General features: G+C 67.9%; 12 protein-coding genes and 1 pseudogene. 4 read left to right on the top strand and 9 right to left on the bottom strand.

Annotation, left to right across the window (positions count from 1 at the left end; all coding sequences use genetic code 11):
- Positions 1-12 precede the first annotated feature (12 nt).
- Together AUL34_RS14670 and AUL34_RS14665 are read left to right on the top strand one after the other, a co-directional pair.
- Positions 13-855, top strand: coding sequence for a BtpA/SgcQ family protein (locus AUL34_RS14670; protein ID WP_061935086.1), 843 nt, complete (start codon positions 13-15; stop codon positions 853-855).
- Positions 856-890: 35 nt separating this feature from the next.
- Positions 891-2,336 (top strand): amidase, encoded by a 1,446-nt coding sequence (locus AUL34_RS14665; protein ID WP_061935084.1) that lies wholly within the window; start codon positions 891-893, stop codon positions 2,334-2,336.
- 48 nt (positions 2,337-2,384) lie between these two features.
- On the opposite strand, the pseudogene AUL34_RS14660 reads toward AUL34_RS14665, so the two are convergent.
- From AUL34_RS14660 to AUL34_RS14635, 6 genes and pseudogenes are all read right to left on the bottom strand, one after another.
- Positions 2,385-3,053, bottom strand: a pseudogene (locus AUL34_RS14660) (integrase core domain-containing protein); the annotation flags it as partial.
- 369 nt (positions 3,054-3,422) lie between these two features.
- Positions 3,423-4,796, bottom strand: coding sequence for a hypothetical protein (locus AUL34_RS14655; protein WP_156420944.1), 1,374 nt, complete (start codon positions 4,794-4,796; stop codon positions 3,423-3,425).
- A gap of 38 nt (positions 4,797-4,834) precedes the next feature.
- The gene (locus AUL34_RS14650; protein ID WP_061935078.1) at positions 4,835-5,989 is read right to left on the bottom strand and encodes a serine protease; all 1,155 of its coding nucleotides are present in this window, start codon (positions 5,987-5,989) and stop codon (positions 4,835-4,837) included.
- On the bottom strand, positions 5,989-6,888 hold the full coding sequence (locus tag AUL34_RS14645) for a M57 family metalloprotease (protein ID WP_061935076.1): 900 nt from the start codon (positions 6,886-6,888) through the stop codon (positions 5,989-5,991). Before AUL34_RS14645 ends, AUL34_RS14650 begins: the two co-directional genes overlap by 1 nt.
- A 12-nt stretch (positions 6,889-6,900) precedes the next feature.
- Positions 6,901-8,862, bottom strand: a complete 1,962-nt coding sequence (locus tag AUL34_RS14640) for a di-heme-cytochrome C peroxidase (protein WP_082653417.1) — start codon at positions 8,860-8,862, stop codon at positions 6,901-6,903.
- Between the two features lie 138 nt (positions 8,863-9,000).
- Positions 9,001-10,848, bottom strand: coding sequence for a heme peroxidase family protein (locus tag AUL34_RS14635; RefSeq protein WP_061935073.1), 1,848 nt, complete (start codon positions 10,846-10,848; stop codon positions 9,001-9,003).
- Positions 10,849-11,170: 322 nt separating this feature from the next.
- Between AUL34_RS14635 and AUL34_RS14630 the strand changes: the two genes are divergently transcribed.
- The gene (locus AUL34_RS14630) at positions 11,171-11,944 is read left to right on the top strand and encodes a LysE family translocator (protein ID WP_061935071.1); all 774 of its coding nucleotides are present in this window, start codon (positions 11,171-11,173) and stop codon (positions 11,942-11,944) included.
- Between the two features lie 53 nt (positions 11,945-11,997).
- Here AUL34_RS14630 and AUL34_RS14625 read toward each other — a convergent pair whose 3' ends face one another.
- Together AUL34_RS14625 and nhaA are read right to left on the bottom strand one after the other, a co-directional pair.
- Positions 11,998-13,200, bottom strand: coding sequence for a helix-turn-helix transcriptional regulator (locus AUL34_RS14625; RefSeq protein ID WP_061935069.1), 1,203 nt, complete (start codon positions 13,198-13,200; stop codon positions 11,998-12,000).
- A gap of 159 nt (positions 13,201-13,359) precedes the next feature.
- Complete coding sequence (gene nhaA, locus AUL34_RS14620; protein ID WP_061935066.1) at positions 13,360-14,568, bottom strand: Na+/H+ antiporter NhaA; 1,209 nt, start codon at positions 14,566-14,568, stop codon at positions 13,360-13,362.
- 488 nt (positions 14,569-15,056) lie between these two features.
- Between nhaA and AUL34_RS14615 the strand changes: the two genes are divergently transcribed.
- On the top strand, positions 15,057-15,623 hold the full coding sequence (locus AUL34_RS14615; protein WP_061935064.1) for a PAS domain-containing protein: 567 nt from the start codon (positions 15,057-15,059) through the stop codon (positions 15,621-15,623).
- A 372-nt stretch (positions 15,624-15,995) separates the two neighbouring features.
- Here AUL34_RS14615 and AUL34_RS14610 read toward each other — a convergent pair whose 3' ends face one another.
- Complete coding sequence (locus tag AUL34_RS14610) at positions 15,996-16,682, bottom strand: DUF2161 family putative PD-(D/E)XK-type phosphodiesterase (RefSeq protein WP_082653401.1); 687 nt, start codon at positions 16,680-16,682, stop codon at positions 15,996-15,998.
- Positions 16,683-16,731 lie beyond the last annotated feature (49 nt).

The following is a 16,731-nucleotide window of genomic DNA, read 5'->3' as shown; positions in this document are numbered from 1 at the left end:
AACGGAAACCTGATGTCGATCTCTTCGATCCGCCCCTCCGCCCTCGACACGATCTTTCCTGTCAGGAAGCCTCTCATCGGGGATATCCACCTGCCGCCGCTGCCCGGCACGCCGCGCTCGCGCGGTGAAAGCATGGCCGCCATTATCGAGCGGGCCTGCCGCGACGCGCAGGCCTTCGCCCAAGGCGGGATGGACGGCGTGATTGTCGAAAACCACGGCGACGTTCCCTTCCTGAAGCCGGCCGACATTGGGCCGGAGATCGTCGCCGCGATGGCGGTGGTCGCCGCAGCCGTGCGCGAAGCCTGCGGTCTGCCGATGGGCATCAACGTCCTCGCCAACGGCGCGGTGGCGGGCCTTGCCGTCGCGAAAGCCTCCGGCGCCCGCTTCATCCGCGTCAACCAGTGGGTCAACGCCTACGTCGCCAACGAAGGCGTGATCGACGGCGAGAGCGCGCGCGCCCTGCGCTTCCGCCGCCAGATCGATGCTGAAGGGGTCGCGATCTTCGCCGACGTCCACGTCAAGCACGGCTCGCACGCCATCGTCGGGGACCGACCGGTCAGCGAACAGGCCTCGGATGTCGAGTTCGCCGATGCCGACGTCGCGATCGCCACCGGCAACCGGACGGGCGACGCGGTTCCCGAGAGCGAGATCGCCGCCGTTCGCGGCGGCACCCGCCTCCCCCTGATCGCGGGAAGCGGTGTGACTGTGGACAACGCTCCGGAGATCCTCGGCCGGCTGGACGGCGCCATCGTCGGCTCCAGCCTGAAGGAAGGCGGGGTCTGGTGGAACGCGGTCGAGACGTCCCGCGTGCGCAGACTCGTCGAGACCGTGAAGCCGCTGCGTGACAGGGGCTGACGAACCAGGAAACGGCACGGCCGCAGGAGATCGACATGGTCACGCCGGATTTGACCCGCCTCTACGCCGAAAGCGACGCTCTCGGCCTCGCGTCCCTCGTCCGCCGGGGCGAGGTCTCGCAACGCGAGCTCGTAGACACCGCGATCGCGGCGATCGAGACACTGGATGGGGATTTGAACGCGGTTCCCGCCCCGCTCCGCCTCTTCGATCTCGCCCGCGCCGCCGCAGACGTGCCTGCCGAGGGTCCTTTCGCGGGCGTGCCCTTCCTTCTCAAGAACATCGGCTCGATGTGGAAGGGAACGCCGCTCACCAACGGCTACCGCTACCTCGCCGACTTTGTGTGCCCCGAGGATACCGAGCTGTCGCGACGCATCCGGCAGGCCGGCTTCCTTCTTCTCGGGCGCACCAACACGCCGGAGGGCGGCTGGTCGCTTGGCACCGAGCCGCGGCTCTATGGTCCGACGCGCAACCCATACGACCCGTCGCGCACGGCCGGCGGATCGAGCGGCGGCGCGGCGGCGGCCGTCGCAGCCCGCATGCTGCCGATCGCCGAGGCCTCCGACGGAGGCGGCTCGATCCGCGGGCCGGCCTCCTGCTGCGGCCTCGTCGGCCTGAAGCCCTCGCGCGGGCGGATCACCTATGGGCCGCAGGTGCCGGACCTCTGGTTCGGCAGCATCGCGACCTTCTGCGTCACGCGCACGGTTCGCGACACCGCCGCCTATCTCGACGCGGTAGTCGGCGATGCGCCGGGCGATCCCTATCGCCTCGCCCGGCCCGAACGGAGTTGGCTCTCCGCCCTCGACCGCCCGCCGGAGCGGCTGAGAGTGGGCTTCACGCGCACCGCGCCCTGGGGAGGGCCGGTCTCTCCGACCGTTCTTGCCGACCTCGATGCGACAACGTCGCTTCTCGCATCCATGGGACATGATCTCGTCGAGCACGATCTTGAGACAGATCTCCGAAACGCCTGGAGGAACTACACCCGCATCACCGCCGTCGAGACGGCGGCGGACTTTCGCCGCTGGGAGCCGCTGGTCGGACACCCCGTCGATCTCTCCGAACTCGCTCCCGTCAATGCGGCCCTCGTCGAGCGCGGGCGGGCGCTCTCGGCCGTCGACTACGCGGATCACGTCGCCGCCGTCCGGAAGGCAGGCCAGGAGATTGAGCGCGAACTCGATGCCTTCGACGTGTTCCTGACCCCGACACTGACCGAGCCGCCGCGCCCGATCGGCTTCTGGTCGATGGAGAATCCGGATCTCGACCGATACCTCGACCTTTGGGCCGAGGGCGGCTACCTCTTCGCCTGCAACATCTCCGGCCTGCCGGCGATTTCGGTGCCGGGCGCGGCCGAGGCCGGGCCGCTGCCCATCGGCATTCATATGATCGGGCGGCATGGGGACGAGGCGATCCTACTCTCGCTCGCGCAGGCTCTGGAAGACGCCACGCACTGGGACCTTCGCCGCCCGCCGATCTGCCTCGCCTAAGCAAGGGCGGTCAGCGGCGAAGCACCGCGATCGTCGCCTTGCCGAGCGCTACGGGTCACGGAGTCCTTTGGTCAGCCGAAGCTTCAGAAGGCAATCCGGCAGATGACAGGTTGGACTGCCCCCAATAGATGGCCCGGTCCAAAACAAATTCGCGGTGGGCTTGCTGGTCACGGTCAAGGTGGCCGGCAAAGCGGGTCGGGGTGGCGCAGCCGGCCATGGCACGGCGGCAGGTGCCGGCGGACGGTAGCCCAGACTCTAGCGGGGTTGCTTGGTGTTGTCGTGCTGGCGCCATCTCTCGATGAGGATCGTGGCCTCGGCGAGGCTATTGAAGATCTCGCCGTTCAGAAGCTTAGAGTTGAAGCTCTCGCAATAGCAGTTCTCCCAAGGGGAGCCCGGCTCGATGAACGCCGTTCTGACGCCGACTTCGGGAATCCACTCGAGCACCGCCTTGCCCCCGAACTCGGGGCCGTTGGCCGAACGAAGATGACCCGGCACACCGCGCAGGATGAAAAGGTCGGACAGGACATCGATGACATCGGCGCAAACGCGCAGCGTTTGTCGCCAGACATGCGGAACTTGCGCCCATCCTGGGGTGCGGTGTTCGACGAAGTCGTAGGACCACACGTGGTTCGCTCACTCGGGTCGAAGCCGAACGCAGGACCCATCGTTCAGCCAAAGCCAACCCTTCCTGGGCTGCCTGACGGGGACCTTCAGCCCATGGAACAGGGTGAAGGGTTTCGTCGGGACGACGGGCGTCTGCCGTGGCCCACCGCCCCTGAAGCGGACAGCCGCTCTCCGATCTCACCAGCGCAGGCGGACGGTCCACGACTGCCCTTCAACGAACAGGACGAGTTTGCGTCCGACGTCCGCGAGGCGGCGCCTTTCAAATCAGGGCATCCTGCGAAGAAACATGCGGGCCGCGAGCGATCGAAGCGACGCAGTCGGCGAGGAGGCGATCGGGCGGGTGTTTCCAGATCCTGCGGGAAGACACCTCCACGTCCGTCAGCCCGCGTCGCGCGCGAGGGGACCGATGCAACCGAAATCGATGCCCCCTCGCGCTGCGCAGCGATGGCGACGGCGATCCGCTCAGCGTTCTCGGGGGGATATCCGGAGGGAGCGAAGCGTTTCCAGGGCCTCGGCCGGCTTTGCGAGGTCGATGCCGCGGCCGGTCTTTTTCCGCAGGGCATCCAGGGATTGCATCGTCCGGGGACCGGCATAGCCGTCGACGACGCCGATCGGGTATCCGAGTTCATCGAGCGCTTTCTGGATGTCCCGCACCGCGCGGCTTCCGCCGGGCACAAGGCGGGAGCCTCCCTCGGCCGTCGTCTCCGGTCCTGAGAGACTGAAGATCGTGACGAAGGACGCATCGGGATACGAGACGACGATGGTCTTGCCGGTACGGGAAACCAGAATCCAGGCTGGCGGTCGCGGCGTCGTCGCCGATCCGATGCGTTCCAGGACGCTTCCGGTCCGGGAGAAAAACAGGACCGCGGTCGAGAAGAGGTTGCCGACCGCGATCGTGCCCTCGTCTGCGCTGGCGCCCAGAAGGATCGGGGACAAAGGTGTCGCACCGACCGGATCGGTCGCCACGACCGAGCCGGGCTGGATGGGCAGGCCGATCGGTGCCGTTGCCGTCACCGACAGGGCGCCAAGGACGGGTTCGAAGTCGATGACCCGCAACGTCTCGCTGGCATAGTCCGCCATGAGCAACGAGGCCGGAGCGGACACGCCCTGGCTCCCGTCGTGAAAACTCACCGTGGCCTGTCCCGCGACGCGGCCCCGGTTCGAGGTTGCGGGCTTTCCCAACGTATCGAGAACACGGCCCGAGGCGTCGAGGATCGAAAGGCGCGTGCTGGCATGGTCCCCGACAAAGGTGAACTGCCCGTCCGCCGTGACGTGCAGGCTCCCGACGCCCCCGGCGCTGTCGAAGAATTGGGTCCGCGCGACGCGGGCCTCGCCGCGAGCGTCCCGGAAGAGATCGCCGTCCAGCGTGAAGACCCGGCCGAGGCCCGCGTCCGCCACCCGCGCAACGCCCGCGGCATCGACGGCGACCAGCGGATTGGCGAGCGTCATCGGCAACCGCTGTTCCACGCCCCCGCCGGCCGACGTCGGATCGAGCGACGCGATCCACGACCGGCCGTCCGCATTGCCGACGGCCACGAGCCGTTGGCCGGAGAAGTCCACCTGTCCATCGAGGACCGGAAACCGCAGGCTCGACCGCGCGACTTCCGCTGGTGGATCCGCTCCGAGATCGATCACGGACAGCCGCGTGGCATCATCCTCGGGAAACCCGAATACGAAGCGCTCGTCCCCCATGCTCGCCATGAATGAGGGAACACCCTCGAGTTCGAGACGCCGGCCGGTATGGTCGAGATCGAGGCCGGCGGCCCGCGCATCGGAAGGCGCAGGCGCGAGCACAGCTATGGCCACGGCGATCCCGATCGCCCGGAAACGCGGCATTCGCATCGGGTCCAGGCCCATGCGAGCTCGCAGGCCCATCACGACGACCGACCGCGCGGCTCGACGTAGACCGTCTGAGGCGGAAGAGTTTGGCCGCTGCTCAGGGTCGGCACGAAGACGATGCGGATCTCCTTGATCGGCTTGTAACGGATGAAGCTTTCGAAGCTGTCGATCGCCTGGGCCACGTCCTCCATCAGGATGGTGCCTTCGGCGGGCCCCGTCGGCTCGACGTCGATCTCCTTGAGGCCCGGGAATGCCTTCCACCGGTCGAAGTTGTCGGCCTCCAGGTAGACGTTGTAGGCAAGTTTGCGCACCTGCAGATCGCTTGCCATCAGCTTGGTGTATCCGAGGAGAACCTCCCGCCCGTCCTCGGAATATCGGCCGGTCCACTCGAAATGGCGGCGCAACGGGTCGATATCGCGCGCCAGCTTCGCCAGCCGACCCTCGACCGCCGCGAGTTTCAGGTGGGCGATCAGGGGATCGGCGAACTGGATCGGGATCATGTAGTTCTGATGCGGGGCGCGGTCGTCGTTTCCCTTCGCGATCCCGACGACCGTGCCGTCCTTGTCGTAGATCGGGCTTCCGCTCTGGCCGCTGGCGAAGGGCATATCCACCGTCCACAGGTAGCCCCTCGGACCATCCTTGCTGTTCAGGTGACCTTCCTCGACCGTGTAGTTCGCGGCCTCCGGAAAGCCGGAGGTGAAGAGGGGATCGCTGGTGGTCAGCGCGTCGGCGGTCCCGATCGTCGCGGCATGGAACGGATCGGCAGCCGGCGGGATCTTCAGGAGAAGCAGATCGAGGAGCGGCATGGAGTTCATGATGGTGACGTTGGTGAACCGGGGGGTGGCCGACTTCTCGCCGATATTGGCGCTGATCGCGACGGTCTGGCCGTCCACCGATCGCTCCAGGAGGCCGCCGATCAGGTGATAGGTGGTCAGGATCAGACCGTCGGTGGAGATCAGAACCCCGGTCGCCCGCTCCTCGACGGTCTGGCCGGTGAAGGCGCCGCCCTCCCCCCCGATCCCGTCCGCTACGAGGGCGACGAGGCTGCGTCGCATCGCTTCATGGGGCGACTGGGCCGCCGCTTCGCCGCCCGCCATCGCGATGGACAAGAGGGCGATCGCGACAATGGGCCGCCAGCCGCCGGCATGCCGGTCCTTCGACGAGAACTTCCCAGACCATCTCCCAGGCATCACGGTGCTCCGTAGACATATTGGACGGCCGTGACGTCGAAGTCGCTGAGGACGCCGTCGTTGTTGTAGGCGGGATTGCAGTAGTTCATGACCGAGTGCGGATCCCACGGCGTCAGCGTGGTCGTGTCCCCGGACGCGCCTTGTGCGGGCTCCGCGCATTCGCCGGGCGTATCGGGCCTGTTCTGCTCGTGCGCGAAGCCGATCGCATGTCCGAACTCGTGCACCGCGATCGTGCGAATGCAGTAGTCGCTCATCGCCTGGCACTCCGGGCTCCAGTTGCGGAAGGCGAAGTTCAGGACCATGCCGTCCGGCACCCCGTCCACGAACTTGCCGAGCAGCTTGACGTTCGGCCCTTCGTCCGCAACGCGGATGCGCACGCCCTTCGAGTTCGCCGAGCAGGTGTTCCATCCGCGGAAACGAAGGCCCGAGTTGGCCTCCCAGGTCTCCTGGACGGCCTGGCGCACGAGCATGCGCTTGCCATGGTCACCGGCCTCCGGCCGCTCCCAGCAGACATAGACGACGTTGAACGGCCATTTGCTGGCCAGCAGCGGAAAGGCGCGATCAACGATGTTGCGCTCCTGTGCGTCGGTGATGGCGAGGATGCCGCCGTCCCGCCCCGCCCCGGCGCCGGATAAGCCGCTGCCGGGCGGCCCAGGATGCTCGCCGCTCGCCGCCGGCGACGGCAGTGCGAGCATCGAACCACCGGGGATCGTCCCGTTCCGCAAGGCGTCGACGATCCCGCTTTCCTGGGCGCCGGCCGAGGTGGAGACGATCACGGCAAGCGCGATGGCGCCGACACGCGCGAGGGCGGCGGGAGCCGGGATGCCGAACCGGCCGACAGGGCGGTGCGACGCTTCCGGTCCGATCCTCGACCTTTCCGCGACGCTCCCCTCTCCCATCCCGGCCCTCCCTCACAACGTCTTCAGGTACTCGACGAGATCGTGGCGTTCGGCATCCGACAGGGCGGCGTTTCCGTAGTCATGTCCGGAATTGTAGTTGCCGGGAATGGGCGCGCCGGTGGCGGGATCGCGCACCCGGAACACCGAAGGGCTGAGTGCGGGATCGCTGCGGAAGCCGACCTTCATGGGATCGAACGTCCGACCGCCCACGCCGAAGACCTCCGGCCGGTGCGGCCCGACCTCGCCCGCGGTCGCGGCCGCGCCCTCCGCTCGGTCCGCCTCGCTCGGGCCCACGAGTTGGACGCCGGCCGGCAGGAACAGGTCGTAGAGCGTCGGCACGGACCCGTTGTGCAGATAGGGGGCGGTGGCCCAGATCCCGTTGAGCGAGCGCGCCTTGTAGGCGAGGAGTTCGTCGGAGTTCGTCAGGCAGACGCGGGCGCGCGCCTTCTTGGCGGGATCGTCGACGCCCGGCAGGAAATCACGCCGATCGAGGGAGGGCGACGCGGACGGCCGGCCGTTCGGCGCGACGTCGGTGAAGAGGCTGAGCAGGAGGTCGTCGAACTGTCCGGCGACCGCTCCGACCGCCGTGTTGACGAGCATGGTCCGCGTGAAGTCGGTGTCCGCGATGCGATCACCGGCGACGCCGAAGATCTTCTGCCCGGCGAAGTTGCCGGCCTTCGAGCGATGCAGGAACGTGTTGCAAGCGAGGAAGATGTCGGTTCCGGCCTCCGCGAGCGGCGTCATCACCTCCTTGAGCGGGCTTCGGGTGTCGTCCGGCGCCAAGGGCTGATGGCACGAGGCGCAAGCCATCCGGTCGAACACGGCCTTGCCCTTCGTCGCCCGGTCGTAGTCGATCCGCCCGAGGAGTTCCTCGGGCCAGCGCGGCGACTGGAGGACCGAAAGCTGGCGCTCCAGAGCCACCATGGCCGGCAGGCGCAGGCTGGACGCGTAGCCACGCGTCGCCTTGCCGCGACGGGTGTCGATATGCGCGAAGACGCCGACCACTTCGGACGTGTTGCGGATGAGCGCGCCGATGTCGGTCTCGAAGCCGAACAGGTCGATCTTGAAGATGTTGTTGGCGATCCCGTTCCACTGGATCTTGCCCTGCTGCGAGGTGTTCCAGATGAAGGGGTAGCTGGCCGGCGCATCGGCCGCGATGGTTCTTGGCTGATCCGCCACCCCCGTCGTCATCGCGACCTTGTTGAGGATATGGCCCTGCGCGTCGAGCCGGCCGTGACCGTAGCGCAGCGGGGTGGCGTTCTTGTCGAGAAGCGCCTGCTGCCAGCCCAGCTGTTCGGAGACCTGCGCTTCCAGCGCCTGCCGGCCTTCGATCGACATCGTGTCGCCGAGCACCTCGCGCGCGAAGCGGTCGAAGCGCGACCGGTCGGCCAGCGTCAGCCGGAGCGCGGCCGCGATCTCCTCCTCGAAGGCCTGGAAGTCGGCCATGGCCGGCGCGCCTTCGATGCGCAGGCGGCGGTCGCCGAGTTCGATCTCGCTGGTGTGGCAGGCGGCGCAGTTCAGCCCGACCCACTTCTGGCGCATCACCAGCCCGTCGCATGCCGCCGGGAACGTATCGCACATGATGTCGGCGCTGCGGCTCGTGTCCTGATCCACGGCAAAGCCGAGCGGCAGGCCCTCGGGATTGGCGGGCGAGACGGGATTGGCGAGATATCCGAGCCTGGCGATGTGCGCCGGATCGAGGAACTTCTGCGGCGCTTCGCCGGGAGCACCGACCGCTTCCGCCGTTTCGAGCGCGCGCATCCAGCTCAACGGCAGAAGCCGCGATCCTTGCGACACGGAATACCACCATTGCCGCTGCTCGAGCGTCCACCCCTGGTCGAGGCAAACGGTGCTGCCGCTGCAGACCGTATCGGTCTCCGCCGCGCCGACGTCGCGGCTCGTGTCGAGCAACCCCACGCACAGGAGAAGCGCGGCACAAGAGATGGAAAGACGAACAAGCCCGTTGCGCAACATCGATTCCCCCGAGAACCGGACCTTGATGCATGCAATGCGACTGCTTTCTTCGGGCAGGCTAGCATCGACTGCCGAAGTGCGCATCCGAAATGACGTGTCCGGCGTGGGAGGTCGCCAGACACGCCCGGTGGCGGGGCGTCAGCCGAGAAGCCCCGCCACGGAAAGCATCGCCGCCAGGCTGTCGACGGGCGGGTGCCCCGGGCCGCTGGCATCCCGGGGATGCCAGCGGCCGTGATCCGATCCCGCCTGGTTCCAGTAGGATGTCGGATCGTTCGCAATCAGCCCGATCAGGGTTTCGGCGACGAGCGTGCTGCCGAGGGCCCCGAGATGCGCGCCGCCGGCCGATTCCTCCGCTTCCTTGAGCACGTAGAACCAGAGCGGCGTGCGCTTCTCGAAGCCCCCGGCCCGCACGGCGTCGCCGGTCCGGCCGGACGACAGGGTCGCCTCGTCGAGCGCGAAGAGGGCGCTGTCGCCGTAGGGTCGCATGGCGTTGATGCCGGCGATGCAGTCCTGCGCCGAGGGAAGATTGAGCCGATGGCCCCGACGCAGGTTGCGTTTGGCGAGATGCTTGAAGACGCCTTCGGCCTCGTTCTTCAGAACGCTCAAGGGGCGCGCGAGGCGCGTGTCGATCCGTCTCGCGCTGCGATCCGGGAAGGCCGGGTCGACGGCGACGAACCGGTCCCATTCGATGATCCAGTTCGTCGGAAGCGTCTCCTGCACCCCTTGCGGCGAGGGCATCGGCGGATGGCCGTTGCCCGTGAAGGCGAACAGGAGGTCGAAGGGCGCCCGGTCGATGAACGGCGTCGAGCCGCCCTCGGCGCGTCCGAAGAACCGGTTGTGATCGTAGGCGCCGCGCACCATCGAATGGCCGAACCGGAACCCCGCGACCGAGAACTCCAGCGGCAGGGGCATCCGTCTGGCGTCGCCCGAGCCGTGGGCCGCGAAGAACGCGGCATAGAGCGGCGCGTTCGCGGTCTTCACGCGCGAGAGGATGGCGGGATCGCAGACCGTCGGCAGGTAGGCGTTGACCACCAGCCACTGGTAGTGCCAGCGGACGCGCTGCCGCGCCCATTCGAACCGGTCGCCGTCGTGGAAACCGCTGCCGGTCTCGTGCGAGCGATCCACCATCCGGTTGTGGAAGCGCAGCCAGGCGCATTGAAGCTGCGCGACGATGAGGTTCTCGTCGTTCCTCGCATCGCCGATGATCGCCTTCTGCACGATCGGCTTTCCGTCGGCCCCCACGAAGCTTGCGCGCAACGCGGGATCGAGCGCCTGGAGGTCCTCAGGCGTGACGTGATCGGACGCGTCGATGCCGATGAGACGACCGAAGCGCAGGAGGTCGGCCGCCGGGTCGGCCGGTAGCGGCGGCCGGTTGCCGTCCGGTTTCGATGGGAGGCCGATCCGCATCTTGTCCTTGAGCGTCGGGTGCCGCATCAGCCGAGCGAGCTTCCTCGAGAACGGTCCCTGGTCCGGCCCGTCGCCGTAGAGGCTGTCCAGCTCCAGTGCCCCGTTCCGCAAGTTGAGAAGGCCGCTCGTGACCGTGGATCGAGGGAGCGGCGCCAGTTGCGCTCCCTCGATGATCGAGATCGCGCCGTCGCGGTCCGTGTTCGCGGTGATGTCGTGATCGATGAACTGACCGAAATAGGTGAAGATCGGCGGAATATCGGAGTTCTGTGCGTCCGGATCGCCGTCCGCCTCCACCATGGCCTCCGCCAGCGCATCGAGCTTCGCCGCCATGTCCGGAAGGTCGGGCGCATCCGGCGCTTGCGCGAAATAGTAGGCGAACGGGCCGCCGAGCGGTGCGGCGGGCTTGGCGCGGAGGGCGCGGGCCCGGTTCGTCTCCCCTGGCGCCATCGTTTCGTCCCCCTCGTCGACGACGGCGCCCAGCGGCACGACCTCCGCCGGCTTGCGCAAAGACCTCGCCGCGTTGGCGGGCGGCGAAGGCTCGACGATGACGTGCTGTCCGTGACCGAGCGTGAAAAGCATGGATTGGTCCTCCTCGAACCCTGGTCAGCGGCCCTCGTGAACCCGAAAGGGCGTGGAGGTCCATCGTTGCGGATGTCGGCGGGGAGTCTGGAACGTCGCAAGGCGATCGGCATCACCAGTTCGGGGGACGGGAGCGCCCTGCGGCGCACCCTCGAGCCGGGGGCGACGGACCGCGGCCGCGAACGGTGCCGGCGAGGAGCGGATCAGGCGGCGCATCCCCCGATCGCGTGATGACGCGGCGATCGGCCGGAGAAATGGTCGGCCTGCGAGCGCCGACGCTTCGATGGCGCGGACGGCACGAGACCGGTTCCAGGGGCTGCCCATGCATGCAAGCGAGACTGCAGCCGACCTGTTCTCGGGCGTCTTGATCGGCCTCTCGATCGCGGTCCCGGTGGGGCCCTCCTTTTTGCTCTGCGTCCACCGCTGCCTCGCCGGCGGGCTTGCGGTCGGTCTGGCGTCGGGGCTCGGCATCGCCACCGTGCATGCGGCCTACGCGACACTCGCGGTGCGCGGCTCGAGCGAGATCGCCAGCTTCGTCGGAGCCAACTCGGACGTCTTCACGATCGCGTCCGCATGCCTTCTGTTCGTGTTCGCCTTTCGCGCTCTGACGTCGACGCAGCGCTTGGAGAAGGACCAGATGGCGCTCTCCGGCCGGTTGGCGCGGCGCTTGGGCAAATCCTACGCTTCGGCCCTGCTCCTCGGCTCGACGAACCCGATGACGGTCTTCTTCTTCGTGGCCGTCATTCCCTCCTTCGACGGCCTCCTCGGGCGAACGCCGGGGGTCGGGATCCCGTTCTTCGTCGTCTTCGGCGTCGCCGCCGGATCGTTCGCCTGGTGGAGCACCGTGGTCATCGCCGTTCGCCTCCTGAGCCACGAACGTCTCGACGAACGACGTCTGCGCCTCGTTACCCGCGCCTCGGCGATCTCGCTGGCGCTGGTCGGCCTCGCGTTCCTCGTGCCGGTCCTGAAGGGATGGGTCGTCGATCGGCCGCACGGGGCCGCCGTCAGCGTTCGGGGTGAAGGGCCGATGCGCGACGGAACGGCGTTCGGTCGGCCGAACGAGGCTTCAGCGACGACCTTGAGCGCATCCCGCTGATGCCGTTGGAAATTCGAAGCGTCGTCGCGGCACCGGGCGCAGGATGATCTGCTTCACTCTCGAGGCGGAACGCCTTCCTTCGGCGCCGTCCGGGGCTTCGACATCAGAAACGAGGACGACACGTTGACCGCGAGGCGGATGGCCTGCGTGCGGTTGGCCGAGCCGGTCTTTTCCAGGACCGCCTTGACCTGCGAATTGATCGTTTCCAGCGATCGCTCCCGCATGTCCGATATCTGCGGGTTGGTCAGCCCCTCGGCCATGAGCGTCAGGACGCTCGCTTCGGCCTTCGTGAGCGCGAAGAGCGGGGCGACCATCTCCTCGTCGATCGCAAAGCCCTTGCCGGTGTCCATGCTGTAGACGATGTGGCCGACGAGGTCGGGCTCGCCGAACGAGGCGGCCTTCTGCAGGGGTGCGACCTCGACGCAAAGCGTATGCTCCTCCCCGTTCACGGTCGCCACGATCGCCTCCTTGCGCGGCCGGCCGCCGAAGCGTCCGTGACCGCTGGCGTCCGCCGTCAACCGGGCGAAGCTGCGCATCGATTCCTCCGATCGCATCGCAAGCCGTCCCTGCGGGTCGAGGCGGAAGATGCCGTAAGCCGCCATCTGCGCCCGGAACTCGGCATTGGCGGTGACGATCATTCCGCGCGAATCGATCACGCAGACCCCGACGGCGAGAAGGTCCAGCGACTGCTCGATGGCCCCATGCGTTTCAGCCAGCTTCGTCAGCGGGCGGGAGATGTTCAGGGACTTCGCGATATGGGGCATCACGCGCGATGCCAGCCGAAGCTGCTCGGGCGAGATCCTCTCCCAGCTGGTCGAGAACTGGAGAGCGAAGCGGTCCTGGTCGAGATGGTCCTTGTTGAGAAGGGCACCTGCTCGGTGACCGATGCGATACTGCTGCATCTCGCGAACGTTGGCTCGCTCGCGCAGTTCGGCCTCCGTGTCCGCGAGCACCGTATCGGGGATCATCTCGATCGCATCCGACTGCTTCGAGTGCCGGGCGAAGATGTCCTGATCGATCAGCTCCTGGTCGTTGTGGCGGTCCAGATACTGCTGGACGAGCGCCCCGTCATAGGTGTCGCTGAAACAGCGGGCCGCGATGCGACGCGCCCCGCCGCCGCCCTGAAGCTCGAAGACGAAGGCGCCCCTCGCTCCGAGGAAGCGGGCGGTCCGCGTGAGGGCCGATGGCCAGGATGTCGGGTCGACGGCGCAGTCGTAGATGCTCAGGACGAGTTGGTCGAAGTCGTCTTGCCCCATGATCGCTCGCCATTCGCTCCGATCGAGATCGTCAGGTGACGTGAATTGGCTGTCGCTGAAGTCCGGTCCGACGATGCCGGACCGGTCCGTGGCGAGCTTACCGCTCCCCGGAAAGGCGTCAATTCGGCGTCAGGGCGGCGTCGGAGCGAAACCGGTTCCTCAAGTTGGCTGCGGGCGCGCGCCTCGCCCCGGCGCCAGGCCGAGCACCAGCGCCCCGGCGACGCCGGAGAGGAGCGATCCCATCAGGACCCCAAGCTTCACCTCGTCCTGGAGTAGCTGGTTCGTGGGGAACGCCAGGAGGCCGATGAACAGGCTCATGGTGAAGCCGATGCCGCAGAGAAGCGAGACGCCGTAGACCTGCGCCCAGGTCGCCCGCTCCGGCAGGCTCGCCCAGCGCGCCCGGATCGCCAGGGCCATGACCCCGAACACGCCGACCTGCTTGCCGAGGAACAGCCCGGCGGCGACGCCGAGCGGAACCGGATCGAGGAGGGCCGCCGGCGTGAACCCGGCAAACGACACGCCCGCGTTGGCAAAGCCGAAGATCGGAACGATGGCGAACGCCACCCAGGGCTGGATGGCGTGCTCGAGCTTCAGGAGCGGCGGCTCCTCCTCCTGGAGCCCGGGCGTCTCCACCACGAGCGGAATGGTGAGCGCCAGGACCACGCCCGCCAGCGTCGCATGGATGCCCGACAGGAGAACGAGAAGCCAGAGCGCGGCGCCGAGCACGAGATAGGGCAGAAGGCGCGTCACGCCCGCCCGGTTCAGCCCGACGAGGATCGCCACCACCGCGGCGGCGCCGGCGAGCGCCGCGACGTCGAGATCGGCGGTGTAGAAGAAGGCGATGATCAGCACCGCGCCGAGGTCGTCGATGATGGCGAGCGCGGTGAGGAACACCTTCAGCGAGATCGGCACTCGGCTGCCGAGGAGCGACAGGACGCCGAGCGCGAAGGCGATGTCGGTCGCGGCCGGGATCGCCCAGCCCCGCAGCGTCTCGGGCGACCCCGTGTTGAAGGCGACGAAGAACAGGGCGGGTGCCGCCATGCCGCCGAGCGCCGCAAGGCCCGGCAGGATCCGCGCCTGCCAGCTCGACAGCTGCCCGCCCACGACCTCGCGCTTGATCTCGAGGCCGACGAGCAGGAAGAACACGGCCATCAGGGCGTCGTTGATCCAGTGCTGGATCGACAGTCCGCCGACATAGACATGCAAAGCCTCGAAGTAGAGCGAGGCGGCGGGGGAGTTCGCGATCCCGAGCGCGAGCGCGGCCGCAGCCATCAGCACGAGACCGCCGGCGGCCTCGCTTGCCATGAAGCGGCGCAGGAAGCCGGACGGACGCTGGCTGCCGATCTTGACGACGGGCGGAGAGGACATGGCTTCGCGTTCCTTCTTGCGAAAGGTTGATCCAGTTCTCCGTCGGTTTTGGGAAGCCCAGGGCGCACGCAGCACACGCCTTGACCGGTAAGATAGCCTCGATGGCCGTCGCTGGCCAGCCGGATCGATCACATCCACGCGTCGCGCCAGCGCCCCGCATGCCGCTCGCTTTGTGGAAGCACGCTCCGGCCCTTGCAGAAAAGCGATCAAGGCGAGCTCGGCGATGTCATGCCGTCGCTGCGGTACGCAGACTGGGTTGCCGCGGTTGTGGACTGACGGGCGCGGGGTGCGCTCCCGGGTCAGGCGCCGGCCGATGTGCTCGTCGACGGGATATCTGGTCGAAATCGACCCGTCCCCAACCCGATCTCGAGGCATGACGCGTCATCCGGTCACGTGCGATCGAACCGCCCATTCTGCGACGGATCTCGCCGTACCCCGCCAGCGCCCTACCGTTCACGGTCTTGCCGTAGTTTCGACGCGAGGACGGGATGGATGACAGGAGGGTCAAGAACCTCAGGCCGGCAGACGAGCTGATCGGCATCTGGACGTCCGACAAGGTCAACAATCTCGTGATCGCCGACCAACGGGTCTGCGAGTACTTCAACGTGGATCCGAACCACGGGCAGTCCGGTGTCCCGCTCCGCACGTTCCTGGACGCCGTCCATCCCGACGATCTGCCGGAACTGACGCGCCGCAGCGCGCAGGCCATTGCGAGCGGGGAAGCGTTTCAGGCGAGCTACCGCGTGATCAGCGTGATCCACGGGTTGCGGCAGGTTCACGCGAGCGGGCAGTGCTTCCTCAACCGGGCCGGTGATTGCACCCACCTGTCCGGGTATCTCCTGAGCGGCGACGCCTCGACCGGCGCGGCCTCCGGTCCGACGGGGCTTCTCTCGGAGGTCATCGAGAACCTGATGCAAGCGAGGGACCTCGCGGACGATGCCGGCGAGTCGCTGCTGCGGCGGCTGATCGAGGCCGTGCTGCTGGAAGCGGGCTTTCGGCTGGCGGCGCACATGCGATCCGACGGGACGTCGGACGGCGGCCGGGACGACGCCTGACACCCCCTGAATGCCGCACGATCCCGCGGGCCGCGCTCCACCCGCTTCGCCCCCTATTTATAGGCCTTCATCGTATGGGCTTGGAGGGTGGCCGGCCCTCTCGGTGGTCCGGTTCAAAGGTGGTGGACGGTGGGCGTGTCGCCGACGGTCGAGGTCGCCCGGAAAGCGGGTTGGGATTTGCACGACCGGCCACGGCCGAGCGGCAGTTGGCGGCGGACGGTGGCCCGGGCGCAAGCGTGGTCGCCCGATGTTTGCATGGGCAGCGCCAGCCTTCGGCGACGATCCTCGCGCTGCGTCGATCGGCGCGGCGCCGGAACCTGACATGCCAGCCGCTCCGATACTTGGTCGATGCGCCGCCGCCGGGCGTGCCTCCTATGATGTCGTCTCGATGGTGACAGGCCAGCGCGCGAGCGCGTCATGGCCGGCTGGTGTGAGGGCATAGACGCCGTGGGCCGTGCGCTCGAACCAGCCATAGACATTTCGGTGCAGGATGGCCGCGGCCTTCGGTACAGAGGCCGCCAGGTCGCGCGGTCGTCTCGGGCCCGCCGCCAATGCGCGGGCGCAGACGAGCGCCTGCTGGCGATAGGCCGTCATGATCGGCGCGCGGGAGCCCCCACCCGGCACGGGATCGCCTTGCCGCCTTCGGTGCTCGTCGAGAAGGCGCGAGCGTCGCCTCGGATCCCGGCGGGGCATCAACGCGGTGGGGCTCAGGAGACAATGAACCTGATCGTCGGCACCGACACCCAGGAGCCCGAAGCCGAGGCGCCGGCAGAGATTGCGGAACCGCGCGTCGGCTTCGCGTCCCTTGCCTCGGATCGACAGGCGCGCGGCGAGCCAGACTTCGTCGCTGGCCGCGGCCCGGTCGACGCCCTGCAGCACGAGTTCGAGGTTGAACGCCTGCTTCAGTTCGCAGACGACGACCACCGGCGGCTCGCCGTCGCGCACGCCGAGGAGATCGCAGCCCCCGATTTCGCCCTTCACGGCAAAACCAAGCTCTTCGAGGAAGCGCTTGACGGGACCATAGAGCTCGGTTTCCGGACCTCTGCGAAGCGACGTCAATGGCCCTGGCGCTCGCACTCGTCGAGCACCATCGCGATCTCGGCGGGGT

The organism is Aureimonas sp. AU22 (assembly GCF_001463745.1).
Classification (GTDB): domain Bacteria; phylum Pseudomonadota; class Alphaproteobacteria; order Rhizobiales; family Rhizobiaceae; genus Aureimonas.
Note: the sequence above shows the minus strand (reverse complement) of the source record. Positions and strands in the feature narration are given on the sequence as shown.